Below are 18,904 nucleotides of genomic sequence, written 5' to 3'. Positions count from 1 at the left end.
ACGTAGATGTGGCCGCGCGCGGCGTCGATGTGCCCTCACAACGACGAGAACGGCGTTGTTGTGCCCGGGAGACAGTCGTGGCCGAGCACCACGTGGCAGGCGAGCTGGAGCGCGAAGCGGGTCTGCGGGTCGGACAGGTCGGCGTCGAGGGCCTCGGCGATGCGCCTGATCCGGTGGGCCACCGCGTTGGGATGCAGGCTGAGCAGCTCGGCCGCCCGGGTCCGGGAGCCCCAGCAGTCCAGGTACGCCTTGAGTGTGGGCACGGCGTGCGCGCTGAGTGCCCCGAGGCGGTCCAGCGGGGCGAGCATGTCGCGGGCGGCGACCAGCGCGCTCTCGCTGCCGCCCAGCTCCGCGAGGATCGCCTGCACGCCGAGCCGGTCGAACCTGACGACCTCCCCGGCCGCGGCGCGGGCGGCGGCGGCGCGGGCCTGCGAGGCCGTACGGCGCAGCCCGTCGGGGCCCTCCTGGCTGGTGCCCACGCCCACCGCCAGGCCCGTGATCAGGGCGCCGGGGTCGCCCGGCGCCGTCTGCTCGTCGGTGGTGAGCACCACGAGCACGCCGTCCTGCCATCGGGTGACCAGCGGCGCCGTGGACAGGCCGGCCGCCCCGCCGGGGCCCGGCAGGCGCGGCAGGATCGCGGCGGCCGTCCTGCGCACCTCGCGCAGCACGGGATCGGCGGCCCCGGGACCCCGGGCGACGTCGGGCGCCGGATCCGCGGCGGGGTCGCGCAGGAAGACCGCGACGTGCCAGCCGTCCACCGGCACGCCCTCGTGGCGGGCGCGGCGGGCGGCGGCCCGGGTGTCCTTCGCGCCGAGCAGGGCCAGCAGCGCGCGTTCGCGGGCCGCCTCCGCCTCCCGCGCGGCCGCCCGCACCCGGCCGAGCGTGGTCGCGACGACCTGGGCGACGATCGCCGCCGCCGGGTCCTCGCCGTCCCAGCACACGTAGCCGTCCGGCCGCCCGCCGACCCGGATCACGGTCGCGTTGGTCGCGGGGTCGGCCAGGTCGGCGACCGCGTACGCGACCCCGACGGAGGCGGACGCCGCGCGCAGGATGTCGTCCTCGCCCGCGCCCTCCATCGCGCCGAGCCCGTCGATCGCCTCCCTCGTACGGCGCAGCAGCAGCCCCGGATCGGCGCGTACGGCCGCGCTGAGGCCGAGCACGGCGTCCGACAGCGAGTGGTCGGAGGCCCCGGCGAGCAGGGCGACCCCCTCCCGCCTGGCCAGCTCCACGATCTCGGGCGTCGTGCCGGCCGGGCCGGGCAGCACGATCGCGGCCAGCCGGCCGCGCCCGGCCAGGCGCAGCGCGTCGAGCACGTCGCACGACCGCATGGCGTGGCGCGACAGGATCGCCAGCGCGCCGGGGGCGGCCGAGGCCAGCTCGCGCATCTCGTCGACGAGGACGACGCTGTCGACCTCGCGGGCGTCCCACGGGCCGGCGACGAGCGTCAGCCTGCGACCGGCGGGCGTCCTGAGCAGGTCACTGACGCGGCGCATCGCGATCCTCACGGGACACGCGGCCCAGCACCTCCTCCGCGCGGTGGCACGCCACCCCGCGCCCCTCGACCTCGCGCGTGCGCGGCGCCTCGTCCCGGCAGCGGTCCACCGCGAGGGGGCAGCGCAGCCGGAACGGGCAGCCGGACGGCGCCGGCGCCGCCTCGGTCCGCCCGGTGGCGCGCGGAGGCTCGCCGCCCAGGCGGGGCACCGCGTCACGCAGCGCCCGGGTGTAGGGATGGGCCGGCCGGGTGAGCAGCTCCCGGGTCGGGCCCGACTCGACGACCCGCCCGGCGAACAGCACCGACGACGTACGGCACAGCCGCCCGACGACGCCGAGGTTGTGCGTGATGAGCAGGTAGCCCAGCCCGTGTTCGGCGGCCAGCCGCTCCAGCAGGTCGAGGATCCTGGCCTGCACGGTGACGTCGAGCGCGCTCGTTGGCTCGTCGAGCACCAGCAGCCGCGGCTCCACGGCCAGCGCGCGGGCGATGGCCACCCGCTGCCGCTGGCCGCCGGACATCTCGTGGGGCCTGCGGGCGGCGAGCGCGGGGTCGAGTCCCACGTCGGCGAGGAGCGCGTCCACCCGGTCCCGCCGCTCGGCCCTCGACATGCGGTGGTGGGTGGTCAGCGCCTCGGTGATCGACGCCCCGGCCGTCATGCGGGGGTCGAGCGCCTCGCTGCCGTCCTGGAAGACCGGCTGCACGGCCCGGCGGAACTCGGCCCGGCCCGTCCTGCCGAGCCCGGCCAGGTCGCGCGAGCCGTACCGGACCACGCCGGAGCGCGGGCGCACGAGGCCGAGCAGGGCGCGGGCGAGCGTGGTCTTGCCCGACCCGCTCTCCCCGATCAGGCCCACTCCGCCCTCGTCCACGACCAGGCTCACGTCGTGGACCACGGCCGTCGCGCCGTAGGCGAGGGTGACCCCCTCGGCGGCGAGCAGCGTCATGCCCCCTCCTCGGCTTCGGGCAGCGCGGGCACGGCGGCGACGAGTTCGCGGGTGTAGGGGTCGCGCGGCCGGGCGAACACCTCGGCGGCGGGCCCGCTCTCCACCACGGCGCCCTCGCGCATCACCACGACCCGGTCGGCGATCGTGGAGACCAGCGCGAGGTCGTGGGAGACCAGCAGCACGGCGAGCCCGCGCTCGTCGCGCAGCCGCCGCAGCACCGCGACCACCTCGGCCTGCACGGTCACGTCGAGCGCGCTGGTCGGCTCGTCGGCCAGCACGACCTGCGCGCCGAGCGCGAGGGCCAGCGCGATCGCGAACCGCTGCGCCTGGCCGCCGGACACCTGGTGGGGGTAGCGGCGCAGGATCTCCGGGCCGAGCAGCACCGCGCGGACGGCCTCCTCGGCCCGCTCGCGCGCGTCCGCGCCCTTGACGCCGTGGCGGGCGAGCGCGCGGCGCATGAGCGTGCCCAGGCGCATGGTGGGGTTCAGCGCGGCCTGCGGACTCTGCATCACCAGGGCGGCCCGCGAACCGCGGATCTCACGCAGCCGGGCGGGACTCGCCGTGAGCACGTCCACGTCGCCGAGGGTGATCCGGCCGGAGACGTCCGCGCCCCGGGTGAGGCCGAGGGCGGCGAGCAGGGTCGTCGTCTTGCCCGACCCGCTCTCCCCGACGATCGCGACGCACTCCCCGGCGGAGACGTCGAGTTCGGGCAGGGACGCGATGATCCGGTCGCCGATCCTGACGGTCAGGTCCCTGACGCTCAGCAGGGTCATCGCGTCAGCCTCGCCCTCAGCCCCTCGCCTAGCACGTTGAACGCGAACGCGGTGACCAGGATGGCGAGGCCGGGGAAGGTCACCACCCACCAGTCGGTGGTGAACAGCGTCTGACCCTGCTGGACCATCAGGCCCCACTCCGGCGTCGGCTCGTGGGCGCCGAGCCCCAGGTACGACAGCGCGGCGGCGGTGAGGATGACCCCGCCGCCGTCCAGCGACAGCTGGACCAGCACCGGCGTGAGCGAGTTCGGCAGCACGTGCCGCAGCACGATGAGCGGGGCGGGCACGCCCAGGCAGCGCGCGGAGTCGACGAAGCCCCGGGTGGCCACGGACGCGGCGACCGACGCCGTGAGCCGGGCGTACCACGGCCACCAGGTGACCGCGATCGCCACGATCACGGTGGTCACGCTGGGCTGGAGCACCACGGCGAGCGCCAGCGACAGCAGCAGCGCGGGGAAGGCGAGGAAGACGTCGGTCACCCGCATGATCACGTCGCGGGCCCATCCGCCGGCGTACCCGGCGACGACGCCGAGCAGGACGCCGGCCACCCCGGAGACGGCCAGCACCGCGACGGCGATCAGCAGCGAGGTGCGGGCGCCGAACAGGACCCGGCTGAGCACGTCGCGGCCGACCTGGTCGGTGCCGAACCAGTGGGCGCCGCTGGGCGGCAGCAACGACTCCAGGGGATGCGTGGCCGAGCCGCCGTCCTCCGGATAGGGGGCGATCCACGGCGCGAGCAGCGCCGCCAGCACGACGACCGCCAGCAGCACGGCCCCTGCCACCGCGAGGCGGTCCACTCCCGCCAGGCGCCGCAGCGGCGTACGGCGGAGCGCGGGCAGGGCGGGCGCGGTCATCGGGCCCTCACCCTTGGGTCGACCACGCCCTGGAGGAGGTCCACGGCGAGGTTGGCGACGACGTACAGCACGGCGACCAGCAGCGTCACCCCGGCGATGGCGGGCGTGTCGAGCGAGCGGATCGAGTCGGCGGCGTACCGCCCGAGGCCCGGCCAGTTGAACACGGCCTCCACGAGGAAGCCGTTCACGATCGAGTACGCGAAGACGAGCGCGATCAGCGACAGGACCGGGTTCAGCGCGGGCCGCAGGGCGAACCGGGTGAGCACCGCGGTCTCGCCGAAGCCGAGCGCGCGCTCCAGCCGGGCGTGGTCGCGCGACGACTCCTCGATGAGGGCGGCCCTGGTCATCTGGGCCACGACCCCGGCCGGGTACGCCGCGATGACCAGCGCGGGCAGCACCAGATGCGACAGCGTGCTCGTGAGGATCGGCCAGTTACCGGTGATCAGCGCGTCCACGGCGGTGATGTTGGTGTAGAGGTGCAGGGGGCTGGTCCGGTCGAGCGACGTGTCGTACTCCCCCGCGACGGGGAACCAGCCGAGCCCGCTGGCGAAGACCGTCTGCAGGGCCAGCGCCAGCCAGAACACCGGCACCGACACGGCCAGCATCGACGACAGCCGCACCGACAGGTCGGGCAGACGGCCCTTGTAGCGCGCGGCGGCGATCCCCAGCGGGATGCCCGCGGCCAGCGCGATGATCAGCGCGGCGCCCACGAGTTCCAGCGAGGCGGGGAACGCCTGGAGCAGGTCGTCGCGCACCGGCTGCCGGGTGTGCAGGCTGGTCCCCCAGTCGCCGCCCAGCAGGTCGCGCACGTAGTTCCACAACTGGACCGGCAGCGGGTCGTCCAGGCCGAACCGCCGCCTGGCCTCGGCCAGCTCGGCCGCCGTCGCCTTCGGCCCGGCGTACGCCACAGCCGGGTCGCCGGGCACCAGGCGCATGACGGCGAAGGTGAGGACGATCACACCGGCCACGACCAGGAGGGCCTGGCCGAGCCGGCGGATCAGGTACCCCGGCATGGTCAGGCGCCGGGCTTCAGGTCGTAGACGAAGACCACGTTGGGGTAGGCCGGATTGTCCACGTATCCCTGGACCGTCTTGGCGAAGGCCCGCTGGTAGTTCTGCACGTACGGCACCGCCACCGCGGCCTTCTCATTGATGATCTTGTTCTGCAGGTCGGCGTACGCCTTCTCCGCGCCGGCCTGGTCGGTCGCGGTCAGCGCGGGCAGCTCGTCGATCTGCTTGTCGACGGCCTCGTCCTTCAGGTAGGAGAGGTTGAACTGCACGTCCTTCTCGCCGTGGAAGACGTTGACGAACCACGAGTAGGCGTCGGCGTAGTCGGGGAACCAGTACATGACGAAGATGTCCTGCCGCTTGGACGGGTCCTTCGCCTTGCCCTGGTCCCACTGCGTGGTCCACTGCAGCGGCTTGGCCGACAGCTTGACGCCGAGCTTGTCGAGCGCCGAGGACAGCAGCGTGACCAGCAGCTCCTGGTCGGCGTCGCCCTGGGCGTAGGTCAGCGTCAGTTCGAGCCGCTTGCCGCCGGGGCCGTAACCGGCCTCCTTGAGCAGCGCCTCGGCGCCGGCGAGGTCCTGCTTGGGGGTCATGCCGGGGGCGGCGCCGAGCAGGCCCTCGGGGACCAGCCCGCTGGCCGCTACGCCCGAGCCCTTCAGCGCCGCCACGAGACCGTCGTAGTCGATGGCCTTCTGCACGGCCTGGCGCAGTTTCACGTCCTTGAGCGGGCCGTCGGCGGTGTTGAGCAGCACGAGCAGGTTCTGGAACGACGGCGTCTGCGCGGTCTGCACCGTGTCCGTGCCGCCCGCCTGGCTGAACAGCTGTGCGTTGAGCCGCTGGACGAACGTCACCTCGCCCCGCTGCAGAAGCTGCCAGGCGGTGGTCAGCTCGGGCGTGACCCGGAAGGCGACCTTCTTGTAGTGCGGGCCGTTCCAGCCGCCCCAGTAGCCGTCGAACGCCGTGAGCGTGAGCTCGGTCTCCTTGCCCTTCTGCCAGCTCTCGATCGTGTACGGCCCGGAGCCCGCGTCGTGTCCCTCGCCGAACCACTTCTTCAGGTCGCCCGGGGCCGCCGTGGTGTCGTAGATGTACGACGCGTAGCCGGCCGAGGAGATCAGGTCGAGCGGGGCGGGGTACTTGAGCGTGAACTCCAGCGTCGTGGCGTCCTTGGCCTCGATCTTGTCGACCGCACCCCAGATGTAGGCCGCTCCCTGGCCCTCCTTCATCGTGCGCTCGATCGCGGCTTTGGCCGCGGCGGCGTCCACCGGCTTGCCGGTGTGGAACTTCGCGCCCTCGCGCAGTGTGAACGTCCACTTCTTGCCGTCGGGCGAGGAGGTCCACGAGGAGGCCAGCCGGGGCTCGGTCTTCTTCGTCTGCGGGTTGTAGCGGGTCAGCGACTCGTAGATGTTCTGCATCGCGATGATCTCGTTGGAATACGAGCTCGCGGGGTCCCAGTCGGTGACGACGTCCAGGTTGGGGACGTACACGAACGTGCTGTCGGCCGCGCCCCCGGCCGGGGCCGCCGTCGAGCCCGGCTGAGGGGAGTCTTCCGCGCCGCGGACCTTCCCGCCCGCGCAGGCCGCGGCGGTGAGGGTCACTGCGGCCACGGCTGCCGCGGCGAGAAGACGCTTGTGCCAGCGCATGTGAGGGGGTTCCTTTCCTATCCGGCCTGCCGGGCGAGGGGGCCGGCGGCCTTGACGTGCAGGCGCACCGCGGGCTCAGGAAGGTAGCTGAGAGGGATCTCGCTGAGCTCGACGATCTGGACGGATGCGGGGTCGGCCCCGGCGGCGACGGCCCGCGCGGCCGCCTCCTCCTTGGCGTTGCCGATCAATGTAGCCCTGGAGCTCCCGCCTCCAGAAGCGGGGACGATCGTTTCGAACCTGCCGCCGGCGAGCGCGATGGCCGCGCCCACCGCGTTCGCGACCTCCGCGTGCGCCGGGCGGACCACCTCGCGCACCCCGGGCACCTTCTCGGCCAGCAGGAACGCGCCGCCGCCGACCGCCACGAGCGGCCGGTCCACCCGGCCGAGCGTCACCCGGTCCACCGCGTCCGCCACCGCCTCGTCCGCGCGCCGTACGGCCCGGGCCAGCCGGTCGCGCCACTCCTCGGGCACCGGGTGCGTGCCGACGTCGCCCCGCCCGGCCGCCACGGCGGCGTCGGTCATCGTGGGAGTGGAGCCGCCGAAGACGAGCGCCTCCGCGCCGATCCGGTAGCCGACCGAGCGCGGCCAGGCCCCGACGATCGTGCCGCCGCCGAGCGCGATGGACAGGATGTCGGGCATCCGGAAGTTGGTCGCGACCCCGCCGATCTCGACCGCCGCGGCCGACTCCCGGGGGAACCCGCCCGCGAGCACGCCGAGGTCGGTGGAGGTGCCGCCGACGTCCGCCACGATCGCGTCCGTCACCCCCGACAGGTACGCCGCGCCGCGCAGCGAGTTGGCCGGCCCGGAGCCGATGGTCAGCACCGGGTAGCGGGCCGCGTAGTCGACGGCCATCAGCGTGCCGTCGTTCTGCGCGAAGTACGTCTCGGCCTCCAGGCCCCTCGCCGCGAGGGCCTCGCGCAGCGCGCCGGTGACGTCGCGCGCCACGCCGTACAACGCGGCGTTGAGGACGGTCGCGTTCTCGCGTTCGAGCAGGCCGAGCGAGCCGATCTCGTGGCTGAGGCTCACCGGCACGTCGCCGATCTCGGCACGGATGATCTCGGCGACCCGGTTCTCCTGGTCGGCGCTCGCCGGGCTGAACACGCCGGTGACGGCGATCGCGTCGGCGGGCGTGGCGGCCACGAACCTCCTGACCGCGTCCACGTCGAGAGGCGCGATCTCACGGCCGTCGACGAAGTATCCGCCGCGGACGATCGCGGTGCCCGCCGCCACGGTCTCGCGCAGGTCGTCCGGCCACTCGCTGAGCGGCGGCACCGACGTGGTCGCCGGGGCGCCGAGGCGCAGTACGGCGACCCGGCCGAGCGCGCGCCGCTCCAGGATGGCGTTGGTCGCGTGGGTGGTGCCGAGCATGACCCGCTTCACGCGCTTTTCCAGGCCCGGCTCGGGCAATTCGGCGAGGACCGCGTCGAGCGCCGCGCGCAGGCCCTCGGTCACGTCCGGGCTGGTGGGCCGCTTGGCGGCGGCCAGCACCCGGTCGTCGTCGTCGAGGACCACCGCGTCGGTGTTGGTGCCGCCCACGTCGATGCCGACCCGCAACGCGCCCCTCATGCGATCTCCTCCACCGGCCGGTAGTCCATGTCGTAGCCGAAGGCGCGCGGGCCCGCCGTCTCCAGACCCTTGGGCGTACGCCACAGGGGGTCGCAGGGCCAGGCCAGCGCGGTCACCCGCTGGCCGTACCGCAGCCCCTCGGTCTGGATCGCCGTGGCCGTCTGCGTGTCGACCACCGTGATCAGGTCGGGCACCATCGCCCGCACCCTGCCGTCCTCGACGGCGACGAGGTTCTCGTTCTGGATCTCCAGCTTCAGCGTCCTGCCCCGGTCGCCGCCGGTGCCCTCGATCGTCGCCGTGCCCCGGGCGAATCCGCCGGTGGTCCTCCGCTCCAGGTCGGCCAGCTTGCCGGTGATCAGCCGTACCGCGCCGAGCTCTGCGGTCAGGGCGGCGAGAGGATCCGCGGCGCCCTCGGTCGCCCGCCCGACCGCGATCGCCCGGCTCACCGTGCCCTCGATCACCGCGCCCGCGCACTCCCGCGCGGTCAGCACGTAGTCGGCCATCAGAGCGCTCGACCCCGCGGCCACGCAAACCGCGCGGGCGATCTGCTCCGACCACAGGCCGTCGACCGGCCGGATCGTCACCACATTGCCGACGACGTCGGCCATGACGACGAGGTTGGCGGGGATGCCGGCCACGTACATCGAGACCATCTGGACCTCGGGGAAGGCCCGGCCCATCGCGTCGGCGTCGAGCAGCGGCAGCCCGAGCCGGGCAGCCCAGGCCACGGGGGCCACGCCGTTTCCGCCGCCGATCTCCGAGGACATCACCGCGGCGGGCGGCCGGCCCAGGATCCGCTCGATCTCCTCGGCGATCCTGACCGGCTCGTCCGTGCCGTGGACCATCTCGTTGCTGACCGTCGGGGCGCCGATTCCCGACAGCGGCAGCACGAGGGCGTCCCCGGGCAACTCGTCCAGGGTGACGAGCGGCACGTCGCCGTGGTCGCGGATCGCGCGCCGGGCGGCGATGGCTCCGGGGCGGACGTCGCCCCCGCCGCCGGTGCCGAGCACGGCGCAGCCACGGGCCAGGGCGGAGACGTCCTCCAGTGTGATGCGGGCCTGCATGCGGGGAGCCTTCACCACCGGGCGGCCGCCCCTCAATGTCGCCCTGCGACAGTGATCGCCTATTTGTTGTGGCGCGGCGACAAGCCGTCGTCGCGGCGCCAAGGCTTCGGCTTCGCCCCGGCGCCGCGACGGAGCCGTCAGCGCAGCGGGTCGAACTCCCGCAGCGCGGCGGGCTGCTTGCCGGTGGTGATCTGCTCGGCGAGGAGCCGCCCGGTGGCCGGGCCCTGGGCGAGCCCCCACATGCCGTGCCCGCCGGCCACGTAGATTCCCGGGGCGTCGGTCGCGCCGACCAGGGGACGCCCGTCGGGGGTGACCGGCCGGGGCCCGACCCAGACGTCGGTGCGTTCCTCCCAGCGCACGCCCCGCAGGAGGGGACGGGCCGACGCGATGATCGCCTTGAGCCGGGCCTCGACGGCCGGAGCGTCGGGGTCGCGGAACTCCATCGTGCCCGCCACCCGCAGCCCGCCCTGGTAGGGCGTGCACGCCACCCGCACGTCCGGCAGGTAGATCGGGCCGGGGACGGGGTGGTCCACCGGCACGGTGAAGGAGTAGCCGCGCCCGGCCCGCACCGGAACGCGTACGCCCCAGCGGCCCGCCAGCCGGGACAGCCAGGCGCCGGTGGCCAGCACCGCCGCGTCGGCGGACAGGACGGCGCCGTCCCGGGCCACCACCACGACCTTCTTGTTGTCGGTGCGCACGTCCGCGACCTCGAAGGTCTCCACGGTGGCGCCCCGGGCGACGACGGCCTCGCCCAGCGCCTGCACGAAGCGCCCGGGGTCGACGTAGCGCTGCCCGTCGATCCGCACGCCCGCGGTCAGGGCCTGCGAGGCGAGCGGCACCGCCTCGGCCAGCCGCCGCGCGTCCAGGGGGGTGTGGTCGACCGGCTGCCCGGCCTCGGCCATCCTGCGCAGCTCGTGGAGCAGGCCCGCGGCCTGGCGCGGCGTGCGGAACCCGGCGGTGATCGGCGCGTCCTCGACGGGAGCGGCGACGCCGTTGGCGGCGAGCACCTCGTACGCCTCGATGGACTCGTCGTTGAGCGGCAGGCCGGCGCGCACGGCCCGGGTCCACGACGACCACCGGCAGTTGGCGGCGAACCGGGTCAGGAACGCCCACAGGCCCGGGTCGACGGTCGCCGGGACGTGCAGCGGCGCGGCCGGGTTGAGCAGCGAGCGCAGGCCGTAACGCAGCACGGAGGGCTCGTTCAGCGGGATGGCCAGGCCGGGCGCGATCCAGCCCGCGTTGCCCCACGACGCGCCGGCGGCCACGCCCCGGCGGTCGACCACGGTGACCTCCACGCCGCGTTCCTGCAGGAACCACGCGGTGGACAGGCCCACGATCCCCGCGCCCACCACGACCACCGACCCCGGCCAGTCGTTCACGCGCTCGGCGCCGGACATGCCCCACCTCCACACCAGGCGACTGCTCTCCTGCTCAGGATGGCCCGTACGGCGTCGCGGACGGTTGTGGCGGCCGCACAATCGCGGCGCTCCTGTTGTGGGGTCCGGACAACCTCCTAGTCGTCCTCCGCGGCCAGGGTGATGACCATGGCGAGGCGCTTGCGCGGGTCGTCGAGGTGCAGCGCGGTCACCTCGCTCATCCTGCGCAGCCGGTTGCGCACCGTGTTGGCGTGCACGCCGAGCCGTTCGGCGGCGACCGCGAGATCGCCCTGGGCTTCCAGCCACGCCCGTAACGTCGCCACGTAGTGGGTGTCGTGGAGGGCGTCGTGACGGCGCAGCGCGCTCACCGGCCCGCGCGCGGGGGTGCGGCCCGCGCGCGCCGCGGCCCGCAACCGCTGGAGCAGGATGTCGTCCCAGGACTCGTCGTAGGCGGGCGGACCGGCGGGCGGACCGGCGGGCGAGGTGTCCCTCTCATGCAGCGCCAGGCACTCATCCGCCTCCTGCCGGCCGGCCGGCAGGTCCGCCGGCTGGGCCGCAGCGCCGATTCCGGCCGCGACGCGCACCCGTGGCGGCAGCCCGGCCGCCAGGGCGGCCACCCACTCCCGTGCCGCCACCGCCCCCGCTTCCGGCAGGACGGTGTAGAGCGTGTCGCCGAGCAGCGCGCTTCTCCCGGGCCTGGACCACCCGAAACCGGTGGTGGCCCGTTCGAAGGCCAGCAGGAGCATGGCGTGCGGCTCCTCGTCGGTGTGCGTGCGCACCGCCACCACCCGCATCTCCCGCGCGGGCAGTCCCAGCCGGCTGACCACGGTCGCGGCGTCGGCGGTGCCCTCGAGCAGCCGGACGACCAGGTCGGACTCCACCTGCCGTTCCAGGTCCGCGCTCGCCCGGGAGCGGAGCAGGTGCAACGCGACGGTGCGCGCGCCGTTCGCCAGCGCCGTGTGCCGCGTCCCGGTCAGGGGGCTGCCGCACGTCACCCAGACGGACCCGAGCAGCTCGCGGCCGGCTCGCACCGGCACCGCCATCCGCCCGGTCATGCCGTGCCGCGGGTCCGGTTCGACGAACATCGGCTCGTCCGTCGCCGCCAGCCGGGCGAACACCCCACGCTCGCGGAAGACCTCCCGCAGCCGCTCCGGGACCTGCCGCACCAGGATCGTCTCCAGCCGGGCCGGGTCGCCCGCCTGCTGCGAGCGGGAGTAGGCGAGCACCCGCGAGAGCGGGTCCTCGATGGTCACGGCGCCTCCGACGGCGTCGGCCAGGCTGTCGGCCAGCGCGAACAGGTCCGTGGGCCCGCGCCCCGACTCGGTCTCCCGCCCTTCGAGCACCAGTCCGTAGACGACGCCGACCAGATGGCTCCACGAGACGGCGGGGTCGACCAGCATCACCGCGACGTCCAGGCTCTCACCGGCCGCGGCGGCCTCGCGCTCGCTCGCCGCGTCCGCGCGCACCAGGACCGCCGTGGACTGCGCCGCGACCGCCCACCGCACCGCCTCGGTCACCGACCCGGCTCCCACGGCCACGAGCACGTCGCCGGTGACCCGGCCGTCGGTCGCGTCCGAGATCGCCACGCTGCGCAGCCGCGCCGTACGCCTGTCGGGCCGTCCGCACAGCCGCACGCCGTACGCGCCCAGCACGTTGACCAGGCGATCCAGCGTGATCATGCGCCACTCCTGTCCGAGACCCGGCGGCGGTGCCCGTCCCGCACGCGGCTTATCCGGGAAACGCCGAAGGCCCGGTCTCCGTTTCCGGAGGCCGGGCCTTCGTCTCTTGGTAGCGGGGACAGGATTTGAACCTGCGACCTCTGGGTTATGAGCCCAGCGAGCTACCGAACTGCTCCACCCCGCGTCGTTGTGTTTGTTAGCTTACCCCCCGCCGGGGCCGGCGCCAAATCGGTTTCCCGCCCGCCGGCAGGTCGCGCCTCCGGCGAGGCCGCGTCGACGATGGCCTGGAAGAGGCGCCGGGGGTCCTCCGCCAGGCGGTTGCACACGTAGAGCCACCACTCGGTGCCGAAGACGACGTACTCGCGGGTGGGATGCCCCTTCGCCGCCATGGCGTCCAGGCGGTCGCGTCCGAGGCCGAGCAGGGTCTCGAACTCCCACGGCACGCCGTCGCGCCCCGACCCGCCGAGGTGACGGTCGATGCGGCCGATGAGCTCCCAGTCGTGGGTGGCGAACGAGCACGGGTGCCCCGAGTCCGCCAGCAGTTCGGCGTGACGCAGGTAAGCGGCGGCCAGCGCGGGATCCTCCCGCGTGTAGGCCACGCTCTCCGGCTCCAGGAAGGCGCCCTTGACCAGGCGGATCCGGCCGCGCAGGTCCAGCAGCGCCCGCAGGTCCGCCTCCGTCCGGTGCAGCCGCGCCTGGACCGTGATCCCCACGTGGGCGAAACGCTCACACAGGCGACGGTGCACCGACAGGACGGCGTCGGTGCGTTCGGAGCCCTCCGCCGAGATCATCAACTCGCGCCCGGCGCCCGCGGTGGCCTCGGCGATGCGGGTGGCGTTGTCGAAGGCGAGGTCCTCGCCGACGGCCAGGCCGATGTGCGACAGGTCCAGGGAGATCGAGACTCCCGGGGCGAGCCTCCTGGCGGCGTCGACGAACACGTCCGTCTCGGCCACAGCCCGCCGCGCGTCGCGGCAGCTCTCGCCCATGTACTCGACGCTCGCCCGGTGCCCGCTCCCGACGACTTCCGCCACACGCTCCAGCGCGGCCTCGATGCTCTCCCCGGCCACGAAGCGCCGGGCCACCCTGCGGGCGAGGGGGCCGAGCACGGGATCCGCCGGGACCCGCCACTTGAGGTCCTCGTCCAGCGCGAGCCCGCGCAGGACCTGCGCCGCCCTGGCGGACGTCTCTTCGGTGACGGTGAGGATGTCGCTCATGGTTCGCCTGTCTGTCGAAGGAGAGAGAAGGGGCGGTCGTGGCCTCGCCGCTCCGCGTACGGCCGGTGAGCCGGCCTCATGGCACCACCCTCCCAAACCCGGTCCGGCCCGAAGAGAGGCAGGAATGCCCATTAGGCTGAAATTCCTGCCATCCTGCCGGAGGAGAAGCCCGATGCTGCGTGATGTGGCCGTACTCGCCCTGGACGGCGGGCACGCCTTCGAGCTGGGAGTGTTCTGCGAGGTCTTCGGGATCGACCGCAGCGACGACGGCCTGCCCGGGTACGACTTCGCGGTCGTCTCCCCCACGGGAACGAGCGTGCGGACCAGGCACGGCTTCCGGGTCGAGACCCCGCACGGGCTGGAGAGGCTGGCGTCGGCGGACCTGATCGGCGTCCCGGCCTCCGATCCGCGCACACGGCACCCGGAGGAGCTGTTCGACGCGCTCCGAGCCGCGGTACGGCGTGGCGCCCGCGTGCTCAGCATCTGCTCCGGCGCCTTCCTGCTCGGCGAGGCCGGTCTGCTGGACGGCCGCCGCTGCACCACCCACTGGCGCTACGGCGAGGAACTCGCCCGCCGCTTCCCGCGGGCCAGGGTGGAGCTGGACGTCCTGTTCGTGGACGAGGACCCGGTCATCACAGGCGCCGGCACCGCCGCGGGGATCGACACCTGCCTGCACGTGGTGCGCAAGGAGCAGGGCAGCGCCGTCGCCAACGACATCGCCCGGCGCATGGTGGCGCCGCCGTACCGGGACGGGGGCCAGACGCAGTACATCAAGCGCGCCGAGCCCGAACGCGGCGCGGGGGCCCTGGCGTCGCTGCTGGTCTGGCTCCAGGCCAACCTCCACCGGGAACTGACGGTGGACGGCATGGCCCGGCGGGCCCACATGTCACCGCGTACCTTCGCCCGCCGCTTCCAGCAGGAGATCGGCACCACACCGCTCCAGTGGCTCACCGAGCAGCGCGTACTGCTGGCCCAGCGGCATCTCGAGAACACCGACGAACCGATCGCCACCATCGCCGAGCGGGCCGGGTTCGGCTCGATCGACACGCTGCGCCACCACTTCGCACGGCGCCTGGGCACCACTCCCCACGCCTACCGGCGCACCTTCCGCGGCAGGTCCGCGAGCACCGTGTGACCGGTGACCGCGAACACCGTGTGACCGCGGCGGCTATCAGAGCCGAAGGCACTCCGCCGCCGCCTGCTCCAGCACCGCCAGCCGCGCGGCCGCCCCGTCCCCCCGAGGCCACAGGACGGCCAGCGTCGTGACGCCGAGCTCCGCGTACCTGCCGAGACAGTCGCGGAACGCCTCGATCGAGTCCAGCGGGCGCTCGCCCCCGTATCCCAGCACGGTCATCCGCGGCAGCGTGCCCGGAGCGCGCCCCCGCTCCGCGCAGACCTCGTCCAGCAGGCCGATCTGGCGGCGCACCTCCGCGTACGGCGTGCCGGCGTAGACGGCCGGATTCTGCGCGACGTCCTGGGTGATCCACAGGTCGGCGAATTCGGCTGCCAGCTCCATGCCCTGCCGCCCGGTCGCCGCGACCGCCAGCGGCGGCCGGCGGGGCTCACCACCGCCGACGGCGACCTGGCGGGCCGAGAAGAACCGGCCGGTGACGTCGGCCCGCTCGCTGCGCAGCAGCAGGTCGGTCAGCTCGACCCATTCCCGGAAGCGCGCCGTGCGCTCGGCACGGCTGAGGGGCGCGCCTCCGAAGGCGTCCGAGTCCCCGCCCGGGCCGCCGGCGCCGATGCCCATGACGAAGCGGCCCTCGGAGAGCGCGTCGAGGCTCAGCGCGGCCTTGGCCGAGGTGACAGGGTGGCGGAAGTTCGGCGACGTCACCATGGTGCCGACGCCGATGCGCGAGGTGGCCGCCGCGACGGCCGCGAGGGCGGTGTACGCCTCGTGCCACGGGCCGTCGCCGTTCAGGTTCAGATGGTCGTACAGCCAGCCGCGGCCGAGACCGAGACGCTCGGCGTGCAGCCACTCGTCCCGCATCGCGGGCCACGGCGAATCCGGCCACATCACCACGTCGAGCTGCACGATCCACACTCCAGGCATGAGAAAACCCCCGGGCTTTGGGCCCGGGGGTTTCCGATGTCTTGCGACATCTCGTGGTAGCGGGGACAGGATTTGAACCTGCGACCTCTGGGTTATGAGCCCAGCGAGCTACCGAGCTGCTCCACCCCGCGTCGGCTCTACGAGACTATCCCGGCGACGGGCGGGAGGCAAACCGGAGCCCCGCGCCGTGTGGGGCGCGGGGCTCCGGGAGGGCTCAGCCGCTCGGTGCGGGGCTGGGAGTCGCACTGGCCGGTGGACTCCCGCCCGGACTGGCGCCGGCGCTCGGACTCGCGCTCGGGGCGGGGGACGCCGTCGAGGCGGGCACCGCGCCCTTCACCTTCGCCAGGTCGTCCAGCGCCTTCTTGAGCGAGGTCTGCGCGTCGCCGTACGCCTTCCAGTCGGGCGGGTCCGCCGACAGCGCCTTCTGCGAGTCCTCGTACGCCCGCTGGGCCCGGTCGAGCGCCGACGTCAGCGCCGAGGCGCTGTCCGGCGGCGTGACCTGACCGGGCGGCTGGTTGGCCGTCTGGTCGGGTTTCTGTTCCGGCGGCGTGGCCACGGTGCCGCCGAACACCTGCTCCAGCGCGTCGCTCAGCGTGGCGCCGAAGCCGACCTTCTCGCCGTACAGCACGAGCACCCGGCGCAGGGTCGGGTACTTGCCCGAGGTCTCCGCGCGCGGCTGGATGTAGACCGGCTCGACGTACAGGAGTCCGCCGCCGAACGGCAGCGTGAGCAGGTTGCCGTACAGCACGTCGGTGCCGCCGCCGCGCAGCAGGTTCAGCTCGGTCGACACCGTGGTGTTCGACTCGAACAGGTTCTGCGCCTGTGGCGGACCCTGGATCGCGGTCGTGCTCGGCAGCTGGAGGATCTCCAGTGGCGGGTTCGGCGTGGCGGCCGTCGCGTCGACCGCCATGAACGCCGCCATGTTCTGCCGCTGGTTCGGCACGAACGTGCTCGTGAGCGAGAAGCGCTCGGTGTCGCTGCCCGGCATCTTCATCGTCACGTAGTACGGCGGCTGCTTGCTCTTGCCGGTCGCCGGGTCCTCCGGGACCTTCCAGAAGTCCTGGCCGCTGAAGAACGCGTTGGCGTCGGTGACGTGGTAGGAGGTGAGGATCTCCCGCTGCGCCTTGAACAGGTCGGCCGGGTAGCGCAGGTGGGCGCGCAGCCCCTCGCTGATCTGCGAGGCGGGCTTGACGACCCCGCCGAAGGCCTTCTGCCAGGTCTTCAGCACCGGGTCGGACTCGTCCCAGGCGTACAGGGTCACCGTGCCGTCGTAGGCGTCCACGGTCGCCTTCACCGAGTTGCGGATGTAGTTGACCTCGTCCCTCGGCACCTGCGGCACGCCGAGCCTGCTGCTCTGGACGTCGGTGGTGAGCGACTCCAGGCTCTTGCGCTCGGAGTAGGGGTAGGAGTCGGAGGTCGTGTACGCGTCCACGATCCACACGATCCGCCCGTCGACCACCGACGGGTACGGGTCGCGGTCGAGCGTGAGGAACGGCGCGACCTGCTGGATGCGCTGCACCGGCTCGCGGTTGTACAGGATGCGGGACTCGTCGTTGATGTTCGAGTTCAGCAGCAGGTTGGTCTCGCCGTACTTCACCGCGTAGAGCAGCCGGCGGAAGAAGTTCCCGACGGAGACGCCGCCCTTGCCCTCGTAGGTGTTGTTGACCTGGCCGGTGTTGTTCTGCTGCTCGGCGCCCGCCTGGCCCTGCTGGGGGTAGTCCAGCTCGATGGGCCTGGCCGAGCCGGGCCCGCCGACGATCGAGTAGTCGGGCGAGTTCTCACCGAAGTAGATGCGGGGCTCGTAGTCGCCGAGGTCCCCGACCGGCGGGATGTCGCGCTCGCTGAACTCCGGCAGGCCGCTGCTGTCCACCTTGTTGCCCGGCGCGGCGACGAAGCCGAAGCCGTGCGTGTAGACCAGGTGGTCGTTGATCCAGTTGCGCTGCCCGTCCGGCGGGCGGCCGATCTCTCGGACCGCCACCACGGTGTCGCGCGGCTTGCCGTCGACGGGGTACCTGTCGATGTCGAGCTGCTCGGGGAACTGGTAGTAGCCGCGGATCTGCTGCTTCTGCTGGAACGTCGGCGACAGCAGGCTGGGGTCGAGCAGGCGCATGCCGGGAATGGCCGACGCCTCGGTCTGCAGCACGGAGGCGTCGGCGTCGGTCTTGGCGCTGTACTCCGTGACCTTCGCCGTATCGACTCCGTACGCTTTTCGAGTCGCGTCGATGTTGCGCTGGATGTACGCCTGCTCCTTGCTCTGCTGGTTCGGCTTGACCTGGAACTGCTCGACCAGCGAGGGATACACGGTGCCGATCAGGACGGCCGACAGCACGAGCAGGCCGAAGGCCACGCCGGGGAACATCCCGCCGGGCCGGATGACGCCGGCGAAGAAGATCAGCGCGCAGATGAGCGAGATGACCGCGAGGATCCCCTTGGCCGGGAGCACCGCGTGCACGTCGGTGTACGACGCGCCGAACGTCTTCCCGCGGTCGGAGAAGACCAGGCCGTACATGTCCAGCCAGTAGGCCAGGGCCTTGAGCAGCACGAACACGCCCAGCAGCACCGACAGGTGGGTCCGGGCGGCCCGGGTGGCGTGCACCCCGCCGGGCGAGGAGATCCGGAAGCCGCCGTACAGGTAGTGCACGATCACGGCCGCGATGATCGACAGGATCACGGCCGTGAACAGGAAGTTCAGCAGCAGCCGCAGGAACGGGTAGGTGAACATGAAGAACGACAGGTCCAGCTGGAACTGCGCGTCCTTCTGCCCGAACGGCGTGCGGTTCACGAACAGCAGCCAGGTCTTCCACTGCCCGGCCGTGGACGACCCGGTGAACAGGGCCAGCACGGCCATGCCGACCAGGAAGACCAGCCGCCGATGCGGATCGAGTGCGACCCGGTAGCGGTCGGCGCCCTGCGGCGCCCCGAACATGCCCGGGCCGAACATCGGCCGGGTGCGGTGCGCGAGCACCATGTTGCCGCCCACGATGACGATCATCAGGGCGGCGCCCACGACGAACAGCACCAGCTGGGTGAGCAGCATCGTGGAGAACACGGAGGAGAAGCTCACCGAGTCGTACCAGAGGTAGTCGGTGTAGATCCCCGAGAAGAGCAGCAGTAACACGACGATCGCCACGACGGCGATCAGTACGGGTATCAGAAGGCGCGGCCGTCGGGGCAAGCGCACCGCCCGTCCGGCTCCGGGGCTCCGGAAGCTCAACGCTCAACCCCTTGTCTCGGATTGTGTAGGGC

14 protein-coding genes and 2 tRNA genes are annotated in these 18,904 nt (G+C 73.2%); 1 reads left to right on the top strand and 15 read right to left on the bottom strand.

From position 1 onward, the window contains the following. Positions 1-35 precede the first annotated feature (35 nt). From AB0J39_RS16580 to AB0J39_RS16525, 12 genes are all read right to left on the bottom strand, one after another. Positions 36-1,493, bottom strand: coding sequence for a helix-turn-helix domain-containing protein (locus tag AB0J39_RS16580; protein ID WP_363465108.1), 1,458 nt, complete (start codon positions 1,491-1,493; stop codon positions 36-38). Next, complete coding sequence (locus AB0J39_RS16575) at positions 1,477-2,433, bottom strand: ABC transporter ATP-binding protein (RefSeq protein WP_363465107.1); 957 nt, start codon at positions 2,431-2,433, stop codon at positions 1,477-1,479. The genes AB0J39_RS16580 and AB0J39_RS16575 overlap by 17 nt, the downstream gene beginning before the upstream one ends. After that, positions 2,430-3,206: an ABC transporter ATP-binding protein gene (locus AB0J39_RS16570; RefSeq protein ID WP_363465104.1), complete on the bottom strand. Its 777-nt coding sequence runs from the start codon at positions 3,204-3,206 to the stop codon at positions 2,430-2,432. Before AB0J39_RS16570 ends, AB0J39_RS16575 begins: the two co-directional genes overlap by 4 nt. After that, complete coding sequence (locus AB0J39_RS16565; protein WP_363465101.1) at positions 3,203-4,060, bottom strand: ABC transporter permease; 858 nt, start codon at positions 4,058-4,060, stop codon at positions 3,203-3,205. Before AB0J39_RS16565 ends, AB0J39_RS16570 begins: the two co-directional genes overlap by 4 nt. Next, positions 4,057-5,073, bottom strand: a complete 1,017-nt coding sequence (locus AB0J39_RS16560) for an ABC transporter permease (protein ID WP_363465098.1) — start codon at positions 5,071-5,073, stop codon at positions 4,057-4,059. The genes AB0J39_RS16565 and AB0J39_RS16560 overlap by 4 nt, the downstream gene beginning before the upstream one ends. A gap of 2 nt (positions 5,074-5,075) precedes the next feature. After that, positions 5,076-6,707, bottom strand: coding sequence for an ABC transporter substrate-binding protein (locus tag AB0J39_RS16555; RefSeq protein ID WP_363465096.1), 1,632 nt, complete (start codon positions 6,705-6,707; stop codon positions 5,076-5,078). Between the two features lie 17 nt (positions 6,708-6,724). Continuing rightward, positions 6,725-8,272, bottom strand: a complete 1,548-nt coding sequence (locus tag AB0J39_RS16550; RefSeq protein WP_363465093.1) for a hydantoinase/oxoprolinase family protein — start codon at positions 8,270-8,272, stop codon at positions 6,725-6,727. Next, positions 8,269-9,336 carry a DUF917 domain-containing protein gene (locus AB0J39_RS16545; RefSeq protein ID WP_363465090.1) on the bottom strand — a complete coding sequence of 356 codons (1,068 nt, stop codon included), beginning with the start codon at positions 9,334-9,336 and terminating at the stop codon, positions 8,269-8,271. The genes AB0J39_RS16550 and AB0J39_RS16545 overlap by 4 nt, the downstream gene beginning before the upstream one ends. Positions 9,337-9,473: 137 nt before the next feature. After that, positions 9,474-10,733, bottom strand: coding sequence for an FAD-dependent oxidoreductase (locus AB0J39_RS16540; RefSeq protein ID WP_363465087.1), 1,260 nt, complete (start codon positions 10,731-10,733; stop codon positions 9,474-9,476). Positions 10,734-10,849: 116 nt separating this feature from the next. After that, positions 10,850-12,391 (bottom strand): helix-turn-helix domain-containing protein, encoded by a 1,542-nt coding sequence (locus AB0J39_RS16535; protein ID WP_363465084.1) that lies wholly within the window; start codon positions 12,389-12,391, stop codon positions 10,850-10,852. Between the two features lie 107 nt (positions 12,392-12,498). Continuing rightward, positions 12,499-12,575: transfer RNA gene (locus AB0J39_RS16530), tRNA-Met, on the bottom strand. After that, positions 12,553-13,605 (bottom strand): proline dehydrogenase family protein, encoded by a 1,053-nt coding sequence (locus AB0J39_RS16525; protein WP_363465081.1) that lies wholly within the window; start codon positions 13,603-13,605, stop codon positions 12,553-12,555. The genes AB0J39_RS16530 and AB0J39_RS16525 overlap by 23 nt, the downstream gene beginning before the upstream one ends. A gap of 172 nt (positions 13,606-13,777) precedes the next feature. On the opposite strand from AB0J39_RS16525, the gene AB0J39_RS16520 reads away from it, so the two are divergent. Next, positions 13,778-14,740, top strand: coding sequence for a helix-turn-helix domain-containing protein (locus tag AB0J39_RS16520; protein WP_363465078.1), 963 nt, complete (start codon positions 13,778-13,780; stop codon positions 14,738-14,740). Between the two features lie 36 nt (positions 14,741-14,776). Here AB0J39_RS16520 and AB0J39_RS16515 read toward each other — a convergent pair whose 3' ends face one another. The 3 genes from AB0J39_RS16515 to AB0J39_RS16505 form a co-directional block, all read right to left on the bottom strand. Further along, positions 14,777-15,658, bottom strand: coding sequence for an LLM class flavin-dependent oxidoreductase (locus AB0J39_RS16515; RefSeq protein ID WP_363465075.1), 882 nt, complete (start codon positions 15,656-15,658; stop codon positions 14,777-14,779). Between the two features lie 54 nt (positions 15,659-15,712). Further along, positions 15,713-15,789, bottom strand: a tRNA-Met gene (locus tag AB0J39_RS16510). 83 nt (positions 15,790-15,872) lie between these two features. After that, a complete protein-coding gene (locus AB0J39_RS16505; RefSeq protein ID WP_363465072.1) occupies positions 15,873-18,839 on the bottom strand; it encodes a UPF0182 family protein in 2,967 nt (988 codons plus the stop codon). Positions 18,840-18,904 lie beyond the last annotated feature (65 nt).

The sequence above is a fragment of the Microbispora sp. NPDC049633 genome (genome assembly GCF_040675265.1).
In the GTDB taxonomy this organism is placed as follows: Bacteria; Actinomycetota; Actinomycetes; order Streptosporangiales; family Streptosporangiaceae; genus Microbispora; species Microbispora maris.
Note: the sequence above shows the minus strand (reverse complement) of the source record. Positions and strands in the feature narration are given on the sequence as shown.